This window comes from Mesorhizobium salmacidum (SeqCode) (genome assembly GCF_037179605.1).
In the GTDB taxonomy this organism is placed as follows: domain Bacteria; phylum Pseudomonadota; class Alphaproteobacteria; order Rhizobiales; family Rhizobiaceae; genus Mesorhizobium; species Mesorhizobium salmacidum.
The window spans coordinates 49,534-70,022 of the sequence record NZ_JAPYKS010000005.1; the positions used below are offsets into that span (position 1 = coordinate 49,534).

The 20,489-nt window shown below is 64.2% G+C and carries 19 protein-coding genes; 11 read left to right on the top strand and 8 right to left on the bottom strand.

Annotation, left to right across the window (positions count from 1 at the left end; all coding sequences use genetic code 11):
• Positions 1-57 precede the first annotated feature (57 nt).
• The 3 genes from O7A60_RS08470 (at position 58) to O7A60_RS08480 (ending at position 6,075) form a co-directional block, all read left to right on the top strand.
• Entirely contained in the window at positions 58-1,119 is a 1,062-nt protein-coding gene (locus O7A60_RS08470; RefSeq protein WP_337105855.1) for a DUF58 domain-containing protein, read from the top strand.
• Entirely contained in the window at positions 1,116-3,938 is a 2,823-nt protein-coding gene (locus tag O7A60_RS08475; RefSeq protein ID WP_337105856.1) for a DUF4159 domain-containing protein, read from the top strand. Before O7A60_RS08470 ends, O7A60_RS08475 begins: the two co-directional genes overlap by 4 nt.
• A gap of 64 nt (positions 3,939-4,002) precedes the next feature.
• Positions 4,003-6,075 (top strand): hypothetical protein, encoded by a 2,073-nt coding sequence (locus O7A60_RS08480; RefSeq protein ID WP_337105857.1) that lies wholly within the window; start codon positions 4,003-4,005, stop codon positions 6,073-6,075.
• Between the two features lie 136 nt (positions 6,076-6,211).
• Here O7A60_RS08480 and clpS read toward each other — a convergent pair whose 3' ends face one another.
• The 4 genes from clpS to O7A60_RS08500 all read right to left on the bottom strand — a co-directional run bounded on the left by clpS (position 6,212) and on the right by O7A60_RS08500 (position 7,756).
• Complete coding sequence (clpS, locus tag O7A60_RS08485; protein ID WP_027143390.1) at positions 6,212-6,517, bottom strand: ATP-dependent Clp protease adapter ClpS; 306 nt, start codon at positions 6,515-6,517, stop codon at positions 6,212-6,214.
• Positions 6,518-6,646: 129 nt separating this feature from the next.
• Positions 6,647-6,961: a hypothetical protein gene (locus tag O7A60_RS08490; protein ID WP_027143391.1), complete on the bottom strand. Its 315-nt coding sequence runs from the start codon at positions 6,959-6,961 to the stop codon at positions 6,647-6,649.
• Positions 6,962-7,124: 163 nt separating this feature from the next.
• The gene (locus O7A60_RS08495) at positions 7,125-7,418 is read right to left on the bottom strand and encodes a hypothetical protein (protein WP_140770006.1); all 294 of its coding nucleotides are present in this window, start codon (positions 7,416-7,418) and stop codon (positions 7,125-7,127) included.
• Between the two features lie 38 nt (positions 7,419-7,456).
• Positions 7,457-7,756, bottom strand: coding sequence for a hypothetical protein (locus O7A60_RS08500; RefSeq protein WP_015316050.1), 300 nt, complete (start codon positions 7,754-7,756; stop codon positions 7,457-7,459).
• Between the two features lie 281 nt (positions 7,757-8,037).
• Between O7A60_RS08500 and O7A60_RS08505 the strand changes: the two genes are divergently transcribed.
• Entirely contained in the window at positions 8,038-8,754 is a 717-nt protein-coding gene (locus tag O7A60_RS08505; RefSeq protein WP_337105858.1) for a response regulator transcription factor, read from the top strand.
• Positions 8,751-10,160 carry an ATP-binding protein gene (locus tag O7A60_RS08510; protein ID WP_027143394.1) on the top strand — a complete coding sequence of 470 codons (1,410 nt, stop codon included), beginning with the start codon at positions 8,751-8,753 and terminating at the stop codon, positions 10,158-10,160. Before O7A60_RS08505 ends, O7A60_RS08510 begins: the two co-directional genes overlap by 4 nt.
• A 24-nt stretch (positions 10,161-10,184) precedes the next feature.
• Here O7A60_RS08510 and O7A60_RS08515 read toward each other — a convergent pair whose 3' ends face one another.
• From O7A60_RS08515 to O7A60_RS08530, 4 genes are all read right to left on the bottom strand, one after another.
• Positions 10,185-10,463 carry a hypothetical protein gene (locus O7A60_RS08515; RefSeq protein WP_337105860.1) on the bottom strand — a complete coding sequence of 93 codons (279 nt, stop codon included), beginning with the start codon at positions 10,461-10,463 and terminating at the stop codon, positions 10,185-10,187.
• A 58-nt stretch (positions 10,464-10,521) separates the two neighbouring features.
• Positions 10,522-11,703 carry a choline ABC transporter ATP-binding protein gene (choV, locus tag O7A60_RS08520; RefSeq protein WP_027143396.1) on the bottom strand — a complete coding sequence of 394 codons (1,182 nt, stop codon included), beginning with the start codon at positions 11,701-11,703 and terminating at the stop codon, positions 10,522-10,524.
• Positions 11,700-12,554, bottom strand: a complete 855-nt coding sequence (choW, locus tag O7A60_RS08525) for a choline ABC transporter permease subunit (protein WP_337105861.1) — start codon at positions 12,552-12,554, stop codon at positions 11,700-11,702. The genes choV and choW overlap by 4 nt, the downstream gene beginning before the upstream one ends.
• Before the next feature lie 134 nt (positions 12,555-12,688).
• The gene (locus O7A60_RS08530) at positions 12,689-13,624 is read right to left on the bottom strand and encodes a choline ABC transporter substrate-binding protein (RefSeq protein WP_140504874.1); all 936 of its coding nucleotides are present in this window, start codon (positions 13,622-13,624) and stop codon (positions 12,689-12,691) included.
• Positions 13,625-13,885: 261 nt separating this feature from the next.
• Between O7A60_RS08530 and O7A60_RS08535 the strand changes: the two genes are divergently transcribed.
• From O7A60_RS08535 to O7A60_RS08560, 6 genes are all read left to right on the top strand, one after another.
• The gene (locus tag O7A60_RS08535; RefSeq protein WP_337105862.1) at positions 13,886-14,497 is read left to right on the top strand and encodes a thymidine kinase; all 612 of its coding nucleotides are present in this window, start codon (positions 13,886-13,888) and stop codon (positions 14,495-14,497) included.
• 129 nt (positions 14,498-14,626) lie between these two features.
• Positions 14,627-15,013, top strand: a complete 387-nt coding sequence (locus tag O7A60_RS08540) for a c-type cytochrome (RefSeq protein ID WP_337105863.1) — start codon at positions 14,627-14,629, stop codon at positions 15,011-15,013.
• Positions 15,014-15,330: 317 nt separating this feature from the next.
• Positions 15,331-16,419 carry a hypothetical protein gene (locus O7A60_RS08545; RefSeq protein ID WP_027143401.1) on the top strand — a complete coding sequence of 363 codons (1,089 nt, stop codon included), beginning with the start codon at positions 15,331-15,333 and terminating at the stop codon, positions 16,417-16,419.
• 40 nt (positions 16,420-16,459) lie between these two features.
• Positions 16,460-17,605 (top strand): hypothetical protein, encoded by a 1,146-nt coding sequence (locus O7A60_RS08550; protein ID WP_337105864.1) that lies wholly within the window; start codon positions 16,460-16,462, stop codon positions 17,603-17,605.
• A gap of 48 nt (positions 17,606-17,653) precedes the next feature.
• Positions 17,654-18,445 carry a Fic family protein gene (locus tag O7A60_RS08555; RefSeq protein ID WP_337105865.1) on the top strand — a complete coding sequence of 264 codons (792 nt, stop codon included), beginning with the start codon at positions 17,654-17,656 and terminating at the stop codon, positions 18,443-18,445.
• Between the two features lie 2 nt (positions 18,446-18,447).
• A complete protein-coding gene (locus tag O7A60_RS08560) occupies positions 18,448-20,358 on the top strand; it encodes an AAA family ATPase (RefSeq protein WP_337105866.1) in 1,911 nt (636 codons plus the stop codon).
• Positions 20,359-20,489: the final 131 nt, after the last annotated feature.

Here is a 20,489-nt window from a genome sequence, read left to right on the forward strand (position 1 = left end):
CGTATCCGAACAGATAGCCTCACACCATTTAGATCATATTAGCGGGTCCAGACCCTAATGGCGCGTATCGGCGAGGTCCAGGCTCCGGCAGCGACGCGCGACGCGCTCGCCCGCGGCCGGTTGCGGGCTTCGCTTGTCCCCGACCTGCTGGTCGAGGCGCGCCGTATCGTCAACACCGTGATCGCCGGGTGGCATGGCCGCCGCAAGCGCGGCATCGGCGAGAATTTCTGGCAGTTCCGGCCCTATGTCGAAGGCGATTCCTCGCGCATCGACTGGCGCCGCTCGGCCCGCGACGATCACACCTATGTGCGGGATCGCGAGTGGGAAGCCGCTCATACAGTCTGGTTGTGGGCCGACCCCTCGCCGTCCATGCTCTACAAATCGACGGGTGCCGGCGTTTCCAAGCAATCGCGCGCGCTGGTGCTGACACTGGCCATGGCCGAGCTCCTGTCACGCAGCGGCGAGCGCATCGCCTGGCCGGGGCTGACCGATCCGTTCACCGCCCGCAACGGCGCCGAGCGCATCGCGGCCCAACTCATGCATGCCGGCGAGATGCCGGCAAAACCCGATCTGTCCGACATTAGGCGCTTCTGCGACATCGTCATCGCCAGCGATTTTCTCGATCCGGTCGAGGAAACCATGGCCTGGCTCGACGTGCTCGCCCGCCACGGTGTGCGCGCGCATCTGATCGAGGTCGCCGACCCGGCCGAGGAAACTTTCCCCTATGCCGGCCGCACCGAGTTCACCGATCCCGAGACCGGCGACAAGCTGACCGCCGGCCGCGCCGAGATGTTGGCCGACGAATACCGCTTGCTCTACACCGCCCGCCGCCAGGAACTGGCCAGTTGGTGCAAGCGGCTCGGCTGGAGCTTTACCGTCAACCACACCGACCGGCTGGCTTCCGACGCACTGGTGCGCCTGCACATGGCAATGACCGCCGATGGCGGTCATGCCGGGCTGACCTCCAGTCATGCCGGGCCGAGCGCCACTCCCGGCATGATTGCCGGTGGCAATCAGCCCGGCATGATTGCCGGTGACAATCAGCCTGGCATTGCCGCCGGTGGCGGTAAGCCTGACATTACCACCGGTGGCGGCAAGCCTGGGAAGACCGCCGCATGAGCTGGCTGCCGCTCTCCTTCGGCGCTCCCATGGTGCTGTGGGGCCTGCTGGCGCTGCCGGTGATCTGGTGGCTGCTGAGGTTGACGCCGCCCAAGCCGCAAACCGAGGTGTTCCCGCCACTGAAGATCCTGGCCCGTGTGCTGAGACGGGAGGAAACACCGCAGCGTAGCCCTTGGTGGCTGACGCTGCTCAGGCTGCTGATGGCGGCCCTCGTCGTCGCGGCATTGGCCGAACCTGTGTTCAACCCGCGCGAAAAGCTGCCGGCCGAGGGCGCCGCCCTTGCGCTGGTCATCGACAATGACTGGGCCAGCGCCGCCGACTGGAACAAGCGCATCGCCACCGCCGAGCGGCTGATCAACGACGCCGGCTCGAACGGCGTGCCTGTTATCATCGCCTTCACCGCCGAAAAGCCCAATGCGGAGATCGGCCCTTTTGACGCCGCCGCCGCGCTCGACCGGCTGCGCGCCGCCAAGCCGCGGCCGATCCCTACCGACCGGCCGGCCGTCTATGCCCGCGTCGCCGGTGTGCTGGAGAGCTTGCCCGGCGCCAGCGTCGCCGTACTGGCCGATGGCCTGGCGGCCAAGGGCGACGAGGCCGCTTTCAACACGCTGTTGTCCAAAAATGCCGCCCGCGTTGTCTGGGCGGTGGCCGACCGGCTTTCCCTGACCGGCCTGAGATCAGCCGAAAACCAGGTCGACGGCTTTGGTCTGACCGCCGTCCGCGCGCCCGGCGATCCCGCCCCGGCGCAGGTCACCGCCGGCGCCTTCGACGACAAGGGCCGCCGCATCGCCGATGCGACCCTGACCTTCGCGCCGGGCGAGGCCACGGCCACCGGCACCATGGCGGTGCCGTTCGAATTGCGCAACGACTTCGCCTCGATCGCGCTCGATGGCGAACGCCATGCGGGTGCCGTGCGCGTGCTCGACGAAAGCTCGAAGCGCCGCCGCGTCGGGCTGCTATCGCAAGCCGAGGCCGACCAGGCGCAGCCGCTTCTGTCGCCGCTCTACTACATCAGGCGCGCGTTGCAGCCCTTCGCCGACCTGGTCGAGCCCTCCAGCGCCGATCTCGCCGACGCCATCCCGCAGATCCTCGACCAGAAGCCGGCGATGATCGTGATGGCCGATATCGGCACCATTCCCGCGCAGGTTCGGCAAAGGCTGGTCGACTGGGTCGACAATGGCGGCACGCTGGTGCGTTTCGCCGGCTCGCGGCTGGCCGCCGCCGGCAATGACGACGACCTGCTGCCGGTCCGCCTGCGCACCGGCGAGCGTTCGCTCGGCGGCGCGTTGTCATGGACCTCGCCGCAGCCGGTGACCGAATTCCCCAAGGCCGGCCCCTTCGCCGACCTGGCGCCGCCGACCGAGGTCACGGTGACCAGGCAGGTGCTGGCCGAGCCGACACCCGACATCGTCGAGCGCACCTGGGCAGCCCTTGCCGACGGCACGCCGCTGGTCACCGGGCTGAAGAAGGGCAAGGGCACGCTGGTGCTGTTCCATGTCACGCCGGAGGCGACATGGTCGAACCTGCCGATCTCGGGCAGTTTCGTCGAGATGCTGCGCCGCATCGTGCAATTGTCCCGCAACCAGGGCGCGGCGATCGCCAATGCCGAAGCCGCCGCCACGTCGCTGGCACCCTATCGCATGATCGCGGCCGACGGCTCGCTGGTGCCGCCGACACCGGATGCGCGGCCGCTGGTGCCGGGCGCCGGCGCACTGCCGGTCACATTCGAGAACCCGCCCGGCCTCTATGGCTCGGAGACCGGCGTCTACGCCCACAATCTGCTCGACGCCGCAAGCACGTTCGAGCCGCTGGCGCGCCCGCAAGTGTCGGTTCCGGTCACCACGGTCCAGTATGCCTTTGATGAATCGCGCAACCTGAAAGGTGCGCTGGTCGCGGCGGCTCTGTTGCTGATGCTGCTCGACACGCTGGCGGTGTTGTGGATGGGCGGCCTGTTTTCGCGCCGGCCGCGTCGGGCCGGTGCCGCTGCAACCACCGCCGCGGTATTGATCGGGCTTGGCGCACTGTTCGGCCATGCCGATGTCGCGCGCGCCGACGATGCCAAGCCGGGTGACCAGGTCGCTATCGAGGCGATTTCAAAAACCCGCATCGCCTATGTGCTGACCGGCGTGCCGGGCGTCGATTCGATCAGCCGCGCTGGGCTCGAGGGCCTGACCCGTTTCCTGATCGAGAAGACGGCGCTCGAACCGGGCGCGCCGGCCGGCGTCGACATATCGAAGGACGAGCTGTCCTTCTATCCGCTGATCTACTGGCCGATCGACCCATCGGCACCGATGCCGAGCCAGGCCGCGATCGCCCGCATCGACGCCTATATGCAGCAGGGCGGCACCGTGCTGTTCGACACGCGCGACCAGTTCGCCAACGGCATCGGCGCCGATTCCACCAGCCCGGCGACCGAGCGGCTGCGCGACATCCTCGGCAACCTCAACGTACCGCCGCTGGAGCCGGTGCCGTCGGACCATGTGCTGACCAAGTCCTTCTTCATCCTGCCCGAATTTCCCGGCCGTTTCGCCGGCAGCCCGCTCTGGGTCGAGGCATCGCTCGACGCCAGCAATGCCGACAACCGGCCGGTGCGCACCGGCGACGGCGTGTCGCCGATCATGATTACCGCCAATGATTTCGCCGGCGCCTGGGCGGTCGACGAGAATGGCGATCCGCTGCTGCCGACCGTGCCGGCCGACCCGATGCAGCGGGTCTACGCGCTGCGCGCCGGCGTCAACATCATGATGTACATGCTGACCGGCAACTACAAATCCGACCAGGTGCATGTTCCCATCCTGCTCGAACGGTTGGGGCAGTAGGATGATGCGTTTTTTTGGCCCCCTCACGATGTTCGATCCTCCCCCCATGGCGGGAGGATAGGGCATGAACTGGTCGATCTCCTTCGAACCGCTGATCTCCTGGCCGCTTATGGCCCTGGTGCTGGTGCCCTTGGCGTTGCTCGCGCTCATCGGCCTGTGGTTTCGCCAGCGCGGCGCGGTCCTGCGCTTCGTCGCCCTGCTGGCGCTCGCCGCCGCCCTCTTCAACCCGGTGTTCCTCAATGAGGAGCGCGAGCCGCTGAAGAGCGTCGTCGCGCTGATCGTCGACCGTAGCCAGAGCCAGGACATTGGCGACCGCACCAAACAGACCGACGAGGCCGTGGCCGGGCTGCAGCAGCGTCTTGGCCGCTTCAAGCAGTTCGATGTCCGCATCGTCGAGGCCGGCAAGTCCGACGCCGCCGAGGAGCGCACCGAAACGCGGCTGTTCGGCGCGCTGGAAGGCGCTTTCCGCGACGTGCCGCCCTCGCGTATCGGTGGCGCCATCATGATCACCGACGGCGAGGTGCATGACACGCCTTCGGGCACGCCCGATTTCAACGCCCCGCTGCATGCCCTCATCACCGGCAACGACCACGAGAAGGACCGCCGCATACGTTTCGAGAACGCGCCACGTTTCGGCCTTGTCGGCAAGCCGCTCGACATGACATACCGCGTCATCTCGACCGAAAACGAAACCGGGCCGGTCGATGTCCGCGTCTCCGTCAACGGCGAGCAGGTTTCGGTCGAGCATGCCACCGTCGGCCAGACCATGCCGCTGCAGGTGACCATCCCGAGTGCCGGCCGCAACATCATCGAACTCGCCATCGACCGCGAACCGGGCGAACTGACCGATGCCAACAACCGCGCCATCGCGCTGGTCGACGGCATCCGCGAAAACCTGCGCGTGCTGCTCGTATCGGGTGAACCGCATGCGGGCGAGCGCACCTGGCGCAATCTGCTGAAATCCGACGCCTCGGTCGATCTCGTCCATTTCACCATCCTGCGGCCGCCGGAGAAGCAGGACGGCACGCCGATCAATGAATTGTCGCTGATCGCCTTCCCGACCCGCGAGCTGTTCGTCGAGAAGATCAAAGATTTCGACCTCATCATCTTCGACCGCTACCAGCACCGCGACGTGCTGCCGATCCTCTATTACGATTACATCTCCGAATATGTCGAAAAGGGCGGCGCGCTGCTGATCGCCGCCGGCCCCGAATATGCCGGCGAGGCTTCGATCGCGCGCACGCCGCTGATGTCGGCCCTGCCGGCCATGCCGACGGGCGAAGTGGTCGACAAGGCGTTCTACCCGCGCCTGACCGAACTCGGCCAGCGTCACCCGGTGACGCGCGGCCTCGACGGTTCGGCCACCGAGCCACCGCACTGGAGCCGCTGGTTCCGCACCATCGGCGTGCAGAACCCGCAAGGCGAAGTGGTGATGAAAGGTGCCGACAACCGGCCGCTGCTGCTGCTCGACCGCAAGGGCGAAGGCCGCGTCGGCATGCTTCTGTCCGATCAGGGCTGGCTCTGGGCGCGCGGCTTCGAGGGCGGCGGTCCGCATGTCCAGCTCTACCGGCGCATTGCCCACTGGCTGATGAAGGAGCCCGAGCTCGAGGAAGAACGGCTGACCGCCGAGGGGCGCGGCATGGTGCTGGAGATCCGCCGCCAGACGATGGCCGACGATCCCGGCCCGGCGCAGATCATCACCCCGTCCGGCAAGACGCTCACCGTCAAGCTCGACAAATCCGAACCCGGCGTCTTCCTCGGCAGCGTCCAGACGAGCGAGATCGGCCTCTTCCAGGTTGCCAATGGCGATCTCACCGCGCTCGCCCATGTCGGACCGGTCAACGCGCCGGAATTCGCCGACGTCGTCTCCACGCAGGAGCGGCTGAAGGCGCCGGCGGAAGCCACTGGCGGCAGCGTGCGCCGGCTGGCCTCGTCGACGGCCAGCGACGTGACGCTGCCTTCCATCGTACCGGTGCGTTCGGCCGGCGAAGCGTCGGGCAGCGACTGGATCGGCCTGCGCACCACCGACGACAGCGTCTTGAAGGCCGTGTCGCGCGTACCGCTGTTCGGCGGCTTCCTCGGCCTCGGCCTGCTGCTTCTGGCAATGGGCTCGATGTGGTACCGCGAGGGACGGTAGAGCGGGGCGCACTTCCCTTCTCCCGTTGTGGGAGAAGGAAAAAGCGCCCTGCTCCTGCCCTCCGCTATGGCTCCGGGCGTTCGTCGCTTTAGTCGACAAATCGTTGTCGACTAATCGCCCTGCGGGCGACCGCTCCTCACTCCTCCGGTTCCGTCGTGAACAACAGCGGATAGCCCTTGGCCTTGCCGGCGTCGGTGGCCCGTGTCGCCTTGGTCTCGGCGACATCCCTGGTGAAGACCGCGACCACGCAGACGCCGCGCTGGTGCGCGGTGATCATGACCCGGTGCGCCTGGTCCTCACTGAGCTTGAACTCGCCCTTCAGCACCGTCACCACGAATTCGCGCGGCGTGAAATCGTCATTGATGAGGATGACCTTGTAGAGCTTCGGCCGCTCTGTCTGCGGCTTCACCTTGACGCGCGGTTTTGTGGTGATTTCAGGCATTCGAACCGACTGTTTCGCGATCAAACTTAAGCCCGCATTTTGCCACGGGTGGCTGCGACCGTCCATTTGCGGACCGTCGGCGGGCACGCCCAGTCCTTCACGATCATGTGGGAAATGGTCTGTCGCGGTTCAACGGCCCTGACGGCCGAAGATCCGGCGACTTGCGTCGGCATCCGCCCGGCGTTCCAGCCATGCCGCGATCGGCCATCCGGCAACGCAGATCAGCGTCACGCCGGCGAGCACGATCAAAAGCCACGCCTGCACGGGCGTGATGTAATCCCAGTTGCTGGAAATCGCCGGCGCGAACAGCGAAGGCTCGGTGCGCCCGCTTGCAGGGTCCGGCACAGGGCTGGCGGTGAGCAGAATCAGCACCCTGGCGACGCCGGTGGCAACCAGGCCGCCGATCACCATGGAGCGAAAAATGGACGAAAGCCGCTTCTTCATGCGGATTGTCCTACAGGGCCGGCATTGCAAACGGGTTAAGCACGATCGAGATGCGTGGCTGGAAGCCGCCGGGTGTTCAGCTTATCGACCGTGCCCTTGGCAGAAGGCCGCCCCAGCCGGTTTGCGGCTGGGGCGGCCTTGGTTGAACTAACCTCGAAGCTGATCAGGGCTTCTTGGGAGCAGCCTTCGCAGGGGCCGCCTTCGCGGGAGCAGCCATCGCGGGAGCCTTCTTGACCGGGCACTTGTGCTTCGTGGTCACCTTGCAGACGGTCTTCTTGGCGACCTTCTTCGGAGCAGCCTTGGCCGGAGCGGTGGTCATCGCGGCAGCAGCCGGAGCGGTGGTCGTGGTGGCGGCAGCCGGGGCAGCGGTCGTGGTGGCGGCTGCGTTGCCGAGAACCGGCATCGAGAAGGCGAGAGCGACGGCGAGACCAAGGGCGGACAGGATGGACTTGTTCATGGCTTCATTTCCTTTTTTCTGCGGGTCGTTTTTGAGTGTCACTGGACCGGGTCGTTCGGTGTCACTCCAAGCAGCTTCAAAGCATTGGCGAGCATCCGGATGCCCTGCGCCTGTTTCTTGGCGGCGCAGTACCGGTTGCCCTTTCTCTGAAGTGCCTTTGCCGCGGTGACCTGCGTTGCCGTGGCATGGGTTTCGAGGGCTTCATCAAATTGGTGGCTGAGATTGGCGCACCGTTCGCTCCGGGTGAGCGGCGCCTTTGCATCCGATTGGTCGACAGCGGCAGTGAGCAGGCCAAGGCCCAGCAGAACTCCCAACAAACTGATCGACAATCTTGGCATTGGTTAATCCGTAAACCCGGAGACTAGCGTCGCAGCCGATGACCTGACCGCCACGGCACCGTTATGCCGGCCTACTTTTTCAGGAGTTTTTCCCGATTGTAGAATTTTGTTTCTGGATTGTGTCTGGCCAGGCCACGCCAAGCTGACCGTCGCTTTCCATGTGGGGAAGGCGGAATTAATTCTCCCTTGAAAAGCAAGGTACTGGCCAACATATGGCCCGAATTCTATCGTGTGGCTGACCAGCCAATCATGGCTTGGCCGGCAACCGGGACAGCGCACCTGTGAAATCCGAGACACACATACTGATCGTCGACGACGACAAGGGCATCCGCGACCTGCTTCAGGAGTTCTTCCAGAAGCGGGGCCTGCACACCTCGGTTGCCGCCGACGGCGCCGAGATGGAGGCCATCCTGCGCCGTTCCCAGGTGGATCTCATCGTGCTCGACGTGATGCTGCCCGGTAGGAGCGGGCTGGAACTGTGCCGCGACCTGCGCGCCCAGTATACGACGCCTATCATCATGCTGACCGCCGTCACCGAGACAACGGACCGTGTCGTCGGCCTCGAGATGGGCGCCGACGACTATGTGCCCAAACCCTTCGACCCGCGCGAGTTGCTGGCCCGCATCCGCGCCGTGCTGCGGCGCAACGGCGCCGCCGAGCCGAAGCGCGCCACCACAAAACAGATTTACCATTTCGCCGGCTGGACCATGGACTGTTCGCGCCGCCGGCTGACCGCGCCCGACGACGTCAGGGTCGAACTGACCATGGCCGAGTTCAATCTCCTGCAGACCTTCGTCAAGAGCGCTCAGCGCGTGCTGACCCGCGACCAGCTCATCGAACTGTCCGGCGGCGACAGCGACTATTCCTTCGACCGCAGCATCGACATCCTGGTCAGTCGGTTGCGGCGCAAGATGGAAGATGATCCCAAGACGCCCAAACTGATCCTCACCGTGCGCAGCGGCGGCTACCAGTTCCTGCCCGAGACGACCTCCGAATGAGACGTTTCCTGCCGCAGACCTTGCCTGTCTGGGTGCTGCTGATCGTCATTGCCGGCCTGCTGATCAGCCAGGTCGCGACGCTTTACATCGTGTCGCGCGACCGCGCCGCCGCCAATGACGTGGTCGACCTCTACCGTCTCAACGACCGCGCCTTCTCGCTCGTGCAGTTGATGAGTGGCGCCACGCCGGAGGAGCGCAAGGCGACCGCCGCGGGCCTGTTCAACTCGACATACGCGCTCACCGTGTCGGACACGCCCGCCGTCACCTCCTCGATCGCCGGCGATGACGAACTGGCCGAGCTCGAGGACATCCTCGTCGGCCGGCTGTCGAAGTTCGGCATCACCGACGCGCGCGTGCGCCGCGATCCGGCGACGCGCGAAGCAGACGATGCCAGCGGCGCGGCGCCGGGGCCCGATATCGGCCAGGTCGAGCGGGACCTTCTGGTGCTGGCCGCCGATTTCGCCCAGAGCGACAAGCTGACGGCCTCGCTGCGCTTCGCCGACGGCCAATGGCTGAACTTCACCGAACCGATCACCCCCGTCGGCCCGATCCTGAGCGTCGACAGCCTGCCGCTCTATGCGCTGATCGCGGGGCTGGTGGTGATCATGTCGATCTGGTCGCTGCGCCGGCTGACCGCGCCCTACCGGATGATGGAAACCGCCGTGAACAGGATCGGCAAGGACCTGAAGAGCCCGCCGATCGCCGAGAGCGGCAGCCGTGAGGTGCGTGCCGCCGCCAGGGCGATCAACGCCATGCAGACCAGGCTGCGCGAATATGTCGAGGACCGCGAACATCTTGCCGCCGCACTCGCGCATGACCTGCGCACGCCGATGACGCGCATGCGGCTGCGCCTGGAGCTGTTGCGCAAATCGGCGGTTCGCGAGGCGCTGGCGCATGATCTCGCCGATGTCGAGAGCATCGCCAGTTCGGTGATCGACTTCGCCACCTTCGAGGTGAACGAGGAAAAGAGCGAACGCATCGACTTCTGGTCGCTCGTGGAATCGATCGCCGACGCCTATCCGGACGTCTCGTTCGACAATGACGACACCCGCTCACGCGGCCTGATCTGCATGGCGCGGCCGGTGGCGCTGAAGCGCTGCGTCACCAATCTGGTGCAGAACGCCGTCACCTATGGCAAGAAGGCGCATCTCAGCCTGCGCCGCTCCGACGGCACGATCACGCTCGCCATCCGCGACGAAGGGCCGGGCATACCCCAGGCCCAGATCGACGCCGTGTTCGGCTCCTTCGTGCGCCTCGAACAGTCCCGCAACCGCCAGACCGGTGGGCTCGGGCTCGGGCTGACCATCGCCCGCAACATCGCGCGTGCGGCGGGTGGCGAAGTCCGCCTGTCCAACCATCCGGACGGCGGCCTGCTGACGGAGCTGCGCCTGCCGCTGGCGGCTTGAGGACTGATCAGGCCACATCGAACGTCAACTTGTCGCGATGATCTTCCAGGCCAACAGCGCGATGATGACCGCCGCCGTGAGCATTGTTGCCCAGCGGTGCCGCCCGGATGCATGCAGAACGAGAACGGCCAGCGCCGCGATCGACGCGGCAAGGGCCCCTTCGACATAGAGGAGCTGTGCGCCGTCAATCGGCCCGCCGTTTGCGCCTCCGACACGGAAGAACTCCAGGATCGACCGGATCGCGATCACGATCAGCAACCCGAGCGCCGCCTGCGCCGCACGCGCCGTCGACAGCCAGTTCAATATCCGTTTCAAGGCGCCTCCCGATGCGACCCGAATGCCTTCGGTTGACGTTGCCGGCCTACCGCCGCAGCACCGCGCTCAGCACGTCGCGAATGCCGATGGCGCCGACGAAGCGGGACTGATCGTCGAACAGCGCCACGGGTGCCGTCTGCGAGCGGTGCATGGCCAGCATCACGGTCTTCAGCGAGGTGCCGGGATTGGCCCAGAACACCTGCGCCAGCTCCTCCGGCTGGCCCTCGACATCGGCGCAGGACACCCATACGGCCGGCTTGCCGTCGCGCTCGGCCGCCGCCACCAGCCCGTGCTCGTCGATCTTGAAACGCGTCGTCTTGCGCCGGTCGAGCCACACCCAGCCATTGTCGCCATGCTCGAGGTCGCGACGGTCGCGCATGACGTTCCAGGCGGTGAGCACCGAGAGCGGGTTCACATTGGCGATGAAGTCGCGGACATAATCGTTGGCGGGGCGCAGCACGATGTCTTCCGGCGCGCCCGTCTGGACGATACGGCCGCCCTCCATGATGGTGATGTGGCTGCCGATCTTCAGTGCCTCCTCAAGGTCGTGGCTGACGAAGATGATGGTCTTCTTCAGCTCCGCCTGCAGCTGCAGAAGTTCGTCCTGCAGCTTGGTGCGGATCAGCGGATCGAGGGCCGAGAAGGGCTCGTCCATCAGCAGGATAGGCGCCTCGGTGGCGAAGGCGCGCGCCAGGCCGACGCGCTGCTGCATGCCGCCCGAGAGCTCATGCGCGTATTTGTTCGACCATTGGTCGAGGTTGACCAGCTTGAGCTGCCTGTGCACCCGCTCCTTGCGCTCGGCATCCGGCACGCCGGCGAGTTCGAGGCCGAGGCCGACATTCTCCTCCACCGTGCGCCACGGCAACAAGCCGAACTGCTGGAAAACCATCGCCACCTGCTTCTGCCGCAGCCGCCGCAAGGTCGGCTCGTCGCAAGTGACGACATCGACCGTGCGGTCGCCGTCCTTGACCAGCACCTGGCCGCGCGACACCACGTTGAGCCGGTTGACCGCCCGAAGCAGCGTCGACTTGCCCGAACCGGACAGGCCCATCAGCACCGAGATTTCCCCCTCATGCACGGTGAGGCTGGCTCCGGCGCAGCCGAGCACATTGCCGGTCTTCTCAAGTATCTCGGCCCGGGTAGCGCCCTTGTCGATCATCGCCAGCGAGCCGGCCTGGTCGGCGCCGAAGACGATATCGACATTCCTGAAATCGACGGCGACGGTCATTTCTTGCCTCCAACGCCAATGCGGGTCATCCGGTCGAGCACGATGGCGAGCACGACGATGGCGAGACCGGCCTCAAGGCCAAGGTCGATGCGGCGCGAACCGAGCGCCCGGTTGATTTCCGTGCCGAGCCCGCCGGCGCCGATCAGGGCGGCGAACACCACCATCGACAGTGACAGCATGATCGACTGTGTCAGGCCCGCCATGATGGTGGGCAGCGCCGAGGGCAGCTCCACCTTCCACAACAGCTGGCTCTTGGTGGCGCCGAAGGCCTCGCCGGCCTCGATGATCGATTTCGGCACCGAGACGACGCCGAGATGGGTGAGCCTGACCGCGGTCGGGATGACGAAGATGATGGTGACGATAAGGCCGGGCGCGTTGCCGAGGCCGAACAGCGTCAGCACCGGGATCAGGTAGACGAAGGTCGGCAGCGTCTGCATCAGATCGAGCACCGGCAGCATGATGCGATAGACCTTCGGCTTGTGCGCCGCCCAGATGCCGAGCGGCACGCCGATGGCCATCGCCGCCGCGGCGGCCGCGACCACCAGCACCAGCGTCTGCACCGTCTGCTTCCAGAGGTTCTGGTTGATGATGAAGATCAGGCCGAGGAAAACCGCGATGGCGAGCGGCCGCGAGCGCTGCAGCAGCCAGGCAATGACGGCGATCACCAAAGCGAGCAGCACCGGCGGTACCATCAGCAGGATGTTGACCAGCCCGTCGAGCAGGAAATTGAGGCCGTTCGAGAAGGCCCTGAACACGGTGTCGAAATTGTCGGTGAGGAAGCCGAAGAACGCCTTTCCCCAGGCGCCGATCGGGATCTTGTGATCGACCATGAATTTGGAAATCGGATCCATCTCACCCCTCGTTTGCCAGAGCTCTGCCTTCGGCCCCGTATTGTCGCAACGTCATCTTGTCACAGGATACGAAAAAGGGCAGCCTTTCCACAATGGCTGCCCTCTGTTTCGGTCACGCCGAAATCAAAGTCGGCTCAGCTCCCGAGCGCGGTCTTGACCGCCGCCGCCGCGTCGCCGCCGTCGAAGGTGGTCACGCCGGCGATCCAGGGCTTGACCGCATCCGGATTTTTCTTCAGCCAGTCGGTTGCCACCGTGTTTGCATCGCTGCCCTTCAGGATCGCGTCCATCATCTGGCCTTCCATATCAAGATTGAATTTCAGGTTGGCGATGAACTTGCCGACATTCGGGCACTCGGTCATGTAGCCCTTGCGCACATTGGTCGAGACGGTGGCCGCGCCAAAACCGCTGTCGCCCATGCCATCGAGATAGGTGATCTTCATGGCGCCCATCACAGGATGCGGCGTCCAGCCGAGGAAGGCGATCCACTCATTGTTCTTCATCGACTGCTCGGCCTGCGTCAGCATGCCGGCCTCCGAGGATTCGACCAGTTCGAACCCGTCGAGATTGTCCTTCGGGTTCTTGATCATGTCGAGGATGATGCGATTGCCGTCATTGCCGGCCTCGATGCCGTAGATCTTGCCGTTGAACTTGTCCTTGAACTTGCCGAGATCGGTCAGCGACTTGACGCCGGCATCCGCGACATAGGTCGGCACGACGATGCCGTAACCGGCACCGGCCAGGTTTTGGCTGACGGTCTCGACCGAACCGTCGGCCGTGTAATCCTTGATGTCGTTGGTCATCGACGGCATCCAGTTGCCGAGGAAGACATCGAGGTCCTTGTTCTTCAGCGACGCATAGGTCACCGGAACCGAGAGCTGGATCACCTGCGGCTCGTAGCCGAGCGCGGTGAGCAGCACGGAGGCCAGCCCGGTGGTGGCCTGGATGTCGGTCCAGCCGACATCGGAGAGGCGAACCGCCTTGCAGCTTGCCGGATCGCCGGCGAAGGCGGCACCCGTGGACAGGAAAGCCGCCAAGCCTAGGCCGGCGACGAAGGAATTCATACGCGACATCTGTATTCTCCCATTTCGATTCTTTGGCGAAGCGAAGTTACGGTTTTTGTGCCCGCCTTGTTTCGTCAGCCAAACACCATTCTGGAGTGGTTTCAAGCACTAAGACAATCACGATCAACGGCGCTGGCTGGCCAATCAGCGACACCGCTGACGCTTTCCGTGCCAGGCCCAAGCGCAATCTGCCTCGGCAATGGCGGCTTTTTCAGGGGAATGCGGCGCCGACCCTCCCCGCGCGGCGGCAAGTCGGCTTAAAAGGGCGGCATGGCCAAGCTTTACTTCCACTATGCGACGATGAACGCCGGCAAGACCACCATGCTGTTGCAGGCATCTTACAATTACCGCGAGCGCGGCATGACGACGATGCTGTTCGTCGCCGGTCACTACCGCATGGGCGACACCGGCCTGATTTCGTCGCGCATCGGGCTGGAGGCGGAAGCCGAGATGTTTCGCGATGGCGACGACCTGTTCGCCCGCGTCGCCGAGCATCACCAGCACACGGCGGTGCATTGCATCTTCGTCGATGAGGCGCAGTTCCTGGAGGAAAAACAGGTCTGGCAGCTTGCCCGCATCGCCGACCGGCTCAACATCCCCGTCATGTGCTACGGCCTGCGCACCGATTTCCAGGGCAAGCTGTTTCCCGGCTCGCGCGCGCTGCTGGCCATCGCCGACGATCTGCGCGAGGTGCGCACCATCTGCCGTTGCGGCCGCAAGGCCACGATGGTCGTGCGCCTCGGTCCCGACGGCAAGGTGGCCCGGCAGGGCGAACAGGTGGCGATCGGCAAGGATGTCTATGTCTCGCTCTGCCGCCGCCATTGGGAAGAGGAAATGGGCCGCGCGGCACCCGACGACTTCATCGGCTTTGTCAGCGGCTGAAACGAGGGCCCGCTGGACACCGGCATCGGTAGCCGGCTGCCACCTCTTGCAGCCACGCCATTCCATGTTGCCTTTGTTAAGGTCGGCGCCCTATTTTCCCGCCTCAGCCAGAACTCCCCGGGGTCAGCCATGCTTCGAGCCGTCTTGTCCGCCAGCCTTCTTCTCCTGGCCACCTCCGTTGCCGAGGCCGGAGGCGATCCTGTGCTGGGCAAACATGTTTTCAACCGGTGCATGACCTGCCATGAGGCGGCCACCGACCGCGACAAGGTCGGCCCGCATCTCATGGGCGTCGTCGGCCGCACGGCGGGAACCGCCGAAAGCTTCCTCGGCCATTATTCGGAGGCAATGAAGAGCGCGGGTGCTGCCGGTCTCGTCTGGGACGAGGCAAATCTTGCCGAATACCTCAAATCGCCCAAGCTGAAGGTGCCCGGCAACAGGATGGCCTTCAGCGGCCTGAGCAATGACGACGACATCGCCAATGTCATTGCCTATCTGAAGGCCGATCCCAAGCCCTGAGCAGACGCCGTCCGGAGTGGGACGGACCGGCTTGCGCCGGCCTGTGGGACTGCAAGGGTCAGTTGTTGTCAAGTTTCGGAGCCGTCCGCTTCGGCGTGGACTGATTGCTTTGCCGACATGAAAGTTCAAAATCAGCTGAACCAGGCTTGGCCGGCCAGTTGATCACGCCATGACCACGGCTCCATTGCCTTTCAAGGGTTCGGCCGAATATTTGTTTCGCGCAGCGCACTGTTTTCACGTCTTTCAATCCCCTGATACCCCACATATATTCGCCGCTGTTCGCAACCAGCGAGCGGAAGCCGAAGCGGGAGGCCCCTATGGCGACATTGCAGAATTTCGATGCCGAAATTGCCAAGACCAAGCAGGTCGTCCAGGATATGCGCACCAAGATCGAGCAATCCGGCACCGTGCTCGACACGCTCGCAACCGCCGACAAGAAGATCGGCGACGCCAATTTCGACATCGAGAACGCCCGCATCGAGGACGTGCTGAAGCAGCAGAAGGTGATGGAAGGCAACATCGCCGACCTGATCATCGGCCTCGAGGACGCCACCAATGTCTTCGGCGCCGAGTTCGAGAGCATGAAGAACTATACCGGCTGGGAAAACTTCGTCGGCGTCTTTTCGGCGCAGCGCAAGCAGCGCATGCGCACCGACCGCGTGCGCAACATGTCGCTCGCCGGCAATCTGCAGGAACTGCTGGCCAAGTCAGACACTATCGTCGGCATATTGAAGGCGCAGAAGGAAGTTCTCGACCAGCGCTACAAGACCTCCGAAGCCAGCCTGTCGCAGGTTATCGAGCGCCGCAAGACCACGATGACGAACCTCGAAGCCGTGCAGAAGCGCATCGAGGAGCTCAATCCGATGCTGCTCGACATCGAAAACAAGATCGCCGCCTCGACCAGCCAGAAAGACCGCACGCAGCTCGAGGGCGAGCGTTCCAAGCTCGCCACCGAATATAATGAAAAGCAGGCCAAGGAACAGGAGCTGCTGGCCGAAAGCCAGACGCTGGAGCGCTACACCTCGATGTTCCAGACCTTCGTCGATTCGCTCAACAACCAGATCGCCGCGCAGTCGACGCTGATCAACAAGCTGACCATCGATACCGAGCAGCGCATCGTGCTCTACAAGGCGCTGGAGGATTCACTGAAGACCGCCGCGCAGCAGGACGTCGCCCACAAGATCAACACGCTGGGCAGCCAGGTCGACAACACGGCCGAGGAAACCATGGCCGGCATCGGCGCAGCCTCGCAGAAGCACATCGGCGACCTCTTGGAGATGCACGAGAAGAACATGGTGGCCAGCGCCGACATCCAGCGCCGCAAGAAGCTGGCCGACGATGCCTTCGCCCGCCGCTTTGACGAGGTGCTGAAGAAGCACAATTCGGCCAACTACGTGCAGTCATAATTGCCGCGCGCACCGGTGCGACAATCGCAGGGCTGACAGCATGACACCCGAAAACGACGCGGCGGCGCGGTATTTCTCGGCAATCAAGGCCGCGCTCGGCGGCCTTGAAGTGTTCATGCGCGACGACCGCTCGCCGCTTTACCGGCATGGCATTGTCGCCAGGATCGTTGCCGAATACATCGCCCGGCTCGACAAGTCCTTTTCCTGCTGGCGCAACCGGCTGGGCTTCATGGACACGTTCCGCATTTCGCGCGCCGAAAGCGGCTACCCGGTGTTCCAGAACCTGCTCGAACTGGAAAACGACCGCCGCCAGGCCGACGGCCGGCTGGCCAACATTCCCCAGGCCGGCGAGCTGCGCGAAGAGATGGCCGACTTCATCCTGCGCCACAAGCAGTTCCCCGACGCGCTGCAGAAATCGATGGCCGAGCGGCTCTATCTCGAGGACGTCAAGAGCGAGCAGACCTTCGGTCCGTTCACGCTGGCGCAGACGGCCAAGGTGTCGGTCAATCCGAAGACGGCGCGGCCCTATTATCTGGTCCACTGGGCCACCTTCGACGGCAGCGCCAACCTGCCTTTGGTCTACATGGTGACGGTGGAGGATTCATCGGACAGCATGGTCAGCCAGCTTGTCGACCGGAGCGGCAAGCTCAACGACAAGGTCGACATTCCGCTGCCGGTCGACGGCCTGCTCAACCCCGAACTTGCCCATCGTTTCGACGATTTCACCGAGAAGAATTCGGCCTATACGCTGTCGCCGGCGACCATCGCCGTCAACCTCGACAAGGACTTCGAGCCACTGCACCCCAAGCAGCTGAGGCGGGTGGTGCTCGGTCCCTTCTACTCGGCAGGCATCACCGACAACAATTCGACGGTGACGGAAGTGCTGGCCAAGGTGCGCAAGCCCGAAAACGCCTGGCTTTTGACCTGGACCATCCAGGAAGTCTATTCCAAGGGCGAGAAGCCGGGCCGCAAGGGCCTGTTCTCAAGCGAGAAGACGACGCAGGAATTCTTCATCAACACCGATGACCTCGAGGCCGCTCGCCAGGGCGTATCGAGCTACGAAAACCACGCGCTGATCCCGCACGAGGCTTACCAGGCGCTTTACGCCGCGGGCGAAGCACAAAAGATATTTGCCGGCTACAAGGTTCACATCCTGTCGAATGGGCAGGTGATATCGGATGTCTAGGAACCTGCTTTGCGTCATTGAAAGCCACGCAGCACTGAGGCGCCAGCAATGACCGCCTCAGCTAGTGTCTCCAGCAAGAAGCGGCAGCTCGATGCGCTGAAGAGGAGAGTTCGGCCCGGCGCCCTGGAAGGCTTGGAACACAGCCAGCGTATCGACATAACGTACACGTCAAACGCGATCGAGGGAAACACACTGACGGCGGGCGAGACGGCCCTGGTTCTGGAAAAAGGCATCACGATCAGTGGCAAGCCGCTCAAGGACCACCTCGAGGCAATCGACCACGCGCGCGCATTGAGTTGGGTACTCGAAATCGCTTCAAAGGACGACCATCCGATCATGGAGGCGGACATCCGTAATCTTCATCATCTGGTCGTGGCGAACTCCAAGCCGGAGATAGCTGGCCAATACGCCGACAGCGCCCGTTACGTGAATACGAATGTCGGCGTATTCAATTTTCCCGCCCCTGTGGAGATTCCAGGGCTGATGGAAGTTTTTTGCCGGTGGTTGAGCGCGGCGCCAAGCACGCCACGTACTGCCTTCGAGGCTCATCGGCGTTTCGTCGCCATTCACCCGTTCAATGACGGCAACGGACGTACAGCACGCCTTTTGATGAATCTGGTGCTGGCGCGCGGTGGATACCCGCCGGTAGCGATCCGTCCCGAAGATCGCCCCGATTACATTGCCGCGCTCGAGATCGACCAGAGCGGCGGAGGGCACGTCGCTTTCGACAAGCTGCTTTTCGAAAGGCTGGATCAGACTTTGGACATCTATCTGGACGCAGCGCGTCAGGCGCAGGATCGTTCTGCGGAAGGCGGGAAAGTAATCCCGATAAGGAGCTGATCATGGATACCGGCCTGACCACCATCCCGGAAGCGGCTATCGAAAAGCACCGCGCCACCGCGCAAAGCTTCATCACCCGCATCGTCGTGCTGGAAGATCCCTCGCGCGAATCCGGCACCGCGCTTGCCGGCACCAACCGGCGCTTCGTTTCCACCGTCTCGGTCGGTTCGGTGCGCCGCACCCGCGAGGTCGAGCTGTCGAAGACCGTCGGCGCCGTCCATCCCGACGACCAGTTGCTGACCATCCCGCAGCACACGCTGCTCTTTCGCGCCCGGCGCGGCACGGCGATCGCGCTGGCGGTCTCGGACGTGTTCGCCGAAGGCTCCGATCTCGAAAGCCTGCAGGCCAGGAACTCCCGCGCCCCGCTCGAAGGCGAGGAGGCGTCCACCTTCAAGAAACTGCTGTCGGCCTCGGCCTATATCTCGGCCTTCAGCCTTGCCTCCTACCTGTTCCAGCTCATCGACAGTGACGGCGAGGCGCCGAACGACATCCCCGAACCGGACTTCCTGTTCGACACACCGCAGGACGCGGTGAAATCGATCCTGGCCGGTCTCGACAAGGCTATATCGGGCTCGACAGACGATGCCGACCTGATGACCCGTGCCCGCGCCTTCGCCCGCGTCGCCATCGACGGGCTTCTGGCGCGCAAAGGCCGCTTCGGCGGCATCGGTCCGTTCGAGAACGCCCATATCCGCATCGACGCCGACGACTTCACCCTCGACGGCTTCGATGTCGCGCCGGGCAAGCGCTCCAAGCCGCTGGTGATGACTTTCAAGACGCCGGAAGAGGTCGTCGGCAACCACATCGCCAAATACCAGTCGGTCAAACTGGCCAAGATGCTGATGGCTTACGACTTCGAGCGCGAGCTGAACCCGTTCGTCGAGCTTGGCGGCTTCCTGTTCACCTTCATCGGCGACGGCGCGCCCGGCACCGGCAAGACGACGCTGATCCAGATGATCGCCGGCCTCGTCAACGGCTATTGCCAGGTCGCCGGCTATCCCTTCGCCTACGAGAATTTCGGCGTCGACCAGATCTCGTCCTACCAGGGCAAATCAGGCCAGAACTGCCGCCAGTTCATCAACAATGTCTTGAACCCGCGCGTCATCGGCTTCGGCACCATCGACGATATCGACCAGGTGGCCGCTAGACGCTCCGACGACCGCGCCTCGGCCGGCCAGCAGGAGATCACCGGCGTGCTGATGGATGCCTTCGCCGGCGCCGCCACCGTGGTGCGCGGCAATTGCTCGTTCGGCATGTTTTCCAACTATCCCGAAAACGTCGACGACGCACTGCGCCAGCGCGCCGGCGCCCGCTGGCTGGTCGACGGGCCGCAGACCCGCGACGACTATATCGACATTTTCGTGCTGCTCGCCGGCAAGAACCATGAGATCCCTTTGGGCAAGCACGAGCTCTACGCCGCGCAGGAGATCCAGCGCGCCGTGACCGAAGCCTATGAGGAGCATGAAAAGCCGCAGGAGGATGGGCTGATGCGGGTCTATGAGCGCTACATGAAGGAAAACGGCGCGCCCAAGACCATGGCCGACATCGGCACCTACCTGCACCTGATCAAGGACGCCGAACCGCGCTTCACCGGCCGCGCCATCAAGAACGTCACCGACGCCATCAAGATGCGCGCCATGGACATCGAGCTTCCAGACGATTGGTTCGAGAAGCCGGAAGCCTTCATGCACAAGAGCTACGACGACAAGAAGGCGATGATCGAGGAACTGCGCGGCCCGTTCTCGATGGAGATGGTCATGCAGGAGATCAACCGCTACGCCGATTCCGAATTCCGCTATTCCGACAAATCCGACGACGCCGCGGTCGAAAAACTGCTGCGCGACGCCCGCCTGCGCGAACGCGCTGCGCGTGAGATGGAAGATATGAAGAAGAAGGGTCTGTGGAATGCGTGAGGCGCGCCAGCCTTCCCTTCTCCCCTTATGGAAGAAGGTGTCGCCGAAGGCGACGGATGAGGGGTGCTCCAGCTTGGCAAGGACGGCGATCCTTCGCGCACCCCTCATCCGTCTCGGCGCTGCGCGCCGAT

Excerpts from the sequence above, each read along its gene's own strand:
- O7A60_RS08470 (WP_337105855.1), top strand. The coding sequence starts at position 58 with ATGGCGCGTATCGGCGAGGTCCAGGCTCCGGCAGCGACGCGCGACGCG.
- O7A60_RS08475 (WP_337105856.1), top strand. The coding sequence starts at position 1,116 with ATGAGCTGGCTGCCGCTCTCCTTCGGCGCTCCCATGGTGCTGTGGGGC.
- O7A60_RS08480 (WP_337105857.1), top strand. The coding sequence starts at position 4,003 with ATGAACTGGTCGATCTCCTTCGAACCGCTGATCTCCTGGCCGCTTATG.
- clpS (WP_027143390.1), bottom strand. The coding sequence starts at position 6,517 with ATGCCTGAAATCACCACAAAACCGCGCGTCAAGGTGAAGCCGCAGACA.
- O7A60_RS08490 (WP_027143391.1), bottom strand. The coding sequence starts at position 6,961 with ATGAAGAAGCGGCTTTCGTCCATTTTTCGCTCCATGGTGATCGGCGGC.
- O7A60_RS08495 (WP_140770006.1), bottom strand. The coding sequence starts at position 7,418 with ATGAACAAGTCCATCCTGTCCGCCCTTGGTCTCGCCGTCGCTCTCGCC.
- O7A60_RS08500 (WP_015316050.1), bottom strand. The coding sequence starts at position 7,756 with ATGCCAAGATTGTCGATCAGTTTGTTGGGAGTTCTGCTGGGCCTTGGC.
- O7A60_RS08510 (WP_027143394.1), top strand. The coding sequence starts at position 8,751 with ATGAGACGTTTCCTGCCGCAGACCTTGCCTGTCTGGGTGCTGCTGATC.
- choV (WP_027143396.1), bottom strand. The coding sequence starts at position 11,703 with ATGACCGTCGCCGTCGATTTCAGGAATGTCGATATCGTCTTCGGCGCC.
- choW (WP_337105861.1), bottom strand. The coding sequence starts at position 12,554 with ATGGATCCGATTTCCAAATTCATGGTCGATCACAAGATCCCGATCGGC.
- O7A60_RS08530 (WP_140504874.1), bottom strand. The coding sequence starts at position 13,624 with ATGTCGCGTATGAATTCCTTCGTCGCCGGCCTAGGCTTGGCGGCTTTC.
- O7A60_RS08535 (WP_337105862.1), top strand. The coding sequence starts at position 13,886 with ATGGCCAAGCTTTACTTCCACTATGCGACGATGAACGCCGGCAAGACC.
- O7A60_RS08540 (WP_337105863.1), top strand. The coding sequence starts at position 14,627 with ATGCTTCGAGCCGTCTTGTCCGCCAGCCTTCTTCTCCTGGCCACCTCC.
- O7A60_RS08545 (WP_027143401.1), top strand. The coding sequence starts at position 15,331 with ATGGCGACATTGCAGAATTTCGATGCCGAAATTGCCAAGACCAAGCAG.
- O7A60_RS08550 (WP_337105864.1), top strand. The coding sequence starts at position 16,460 with ATGACACCCGAAAACGACGCGGCGGCGCGGTATTTCTCGGCAATCAAG.
- O7A60_RS08555 (WP_337105865.1), top strand. The coding sequence starts at position 17,654 with ATGACCGCCTCAGCTAGTGTCTCCAGCAAGAAGCGGCAGCTCGATGCG.
- O7A60_RS08560 (WP_337105866.1), top strand. The coding sequence starts at position 18,448 with ATGGATACCGGCCTGACCACCATCCCGGAAGCGGCTATCGAAAAGCAC.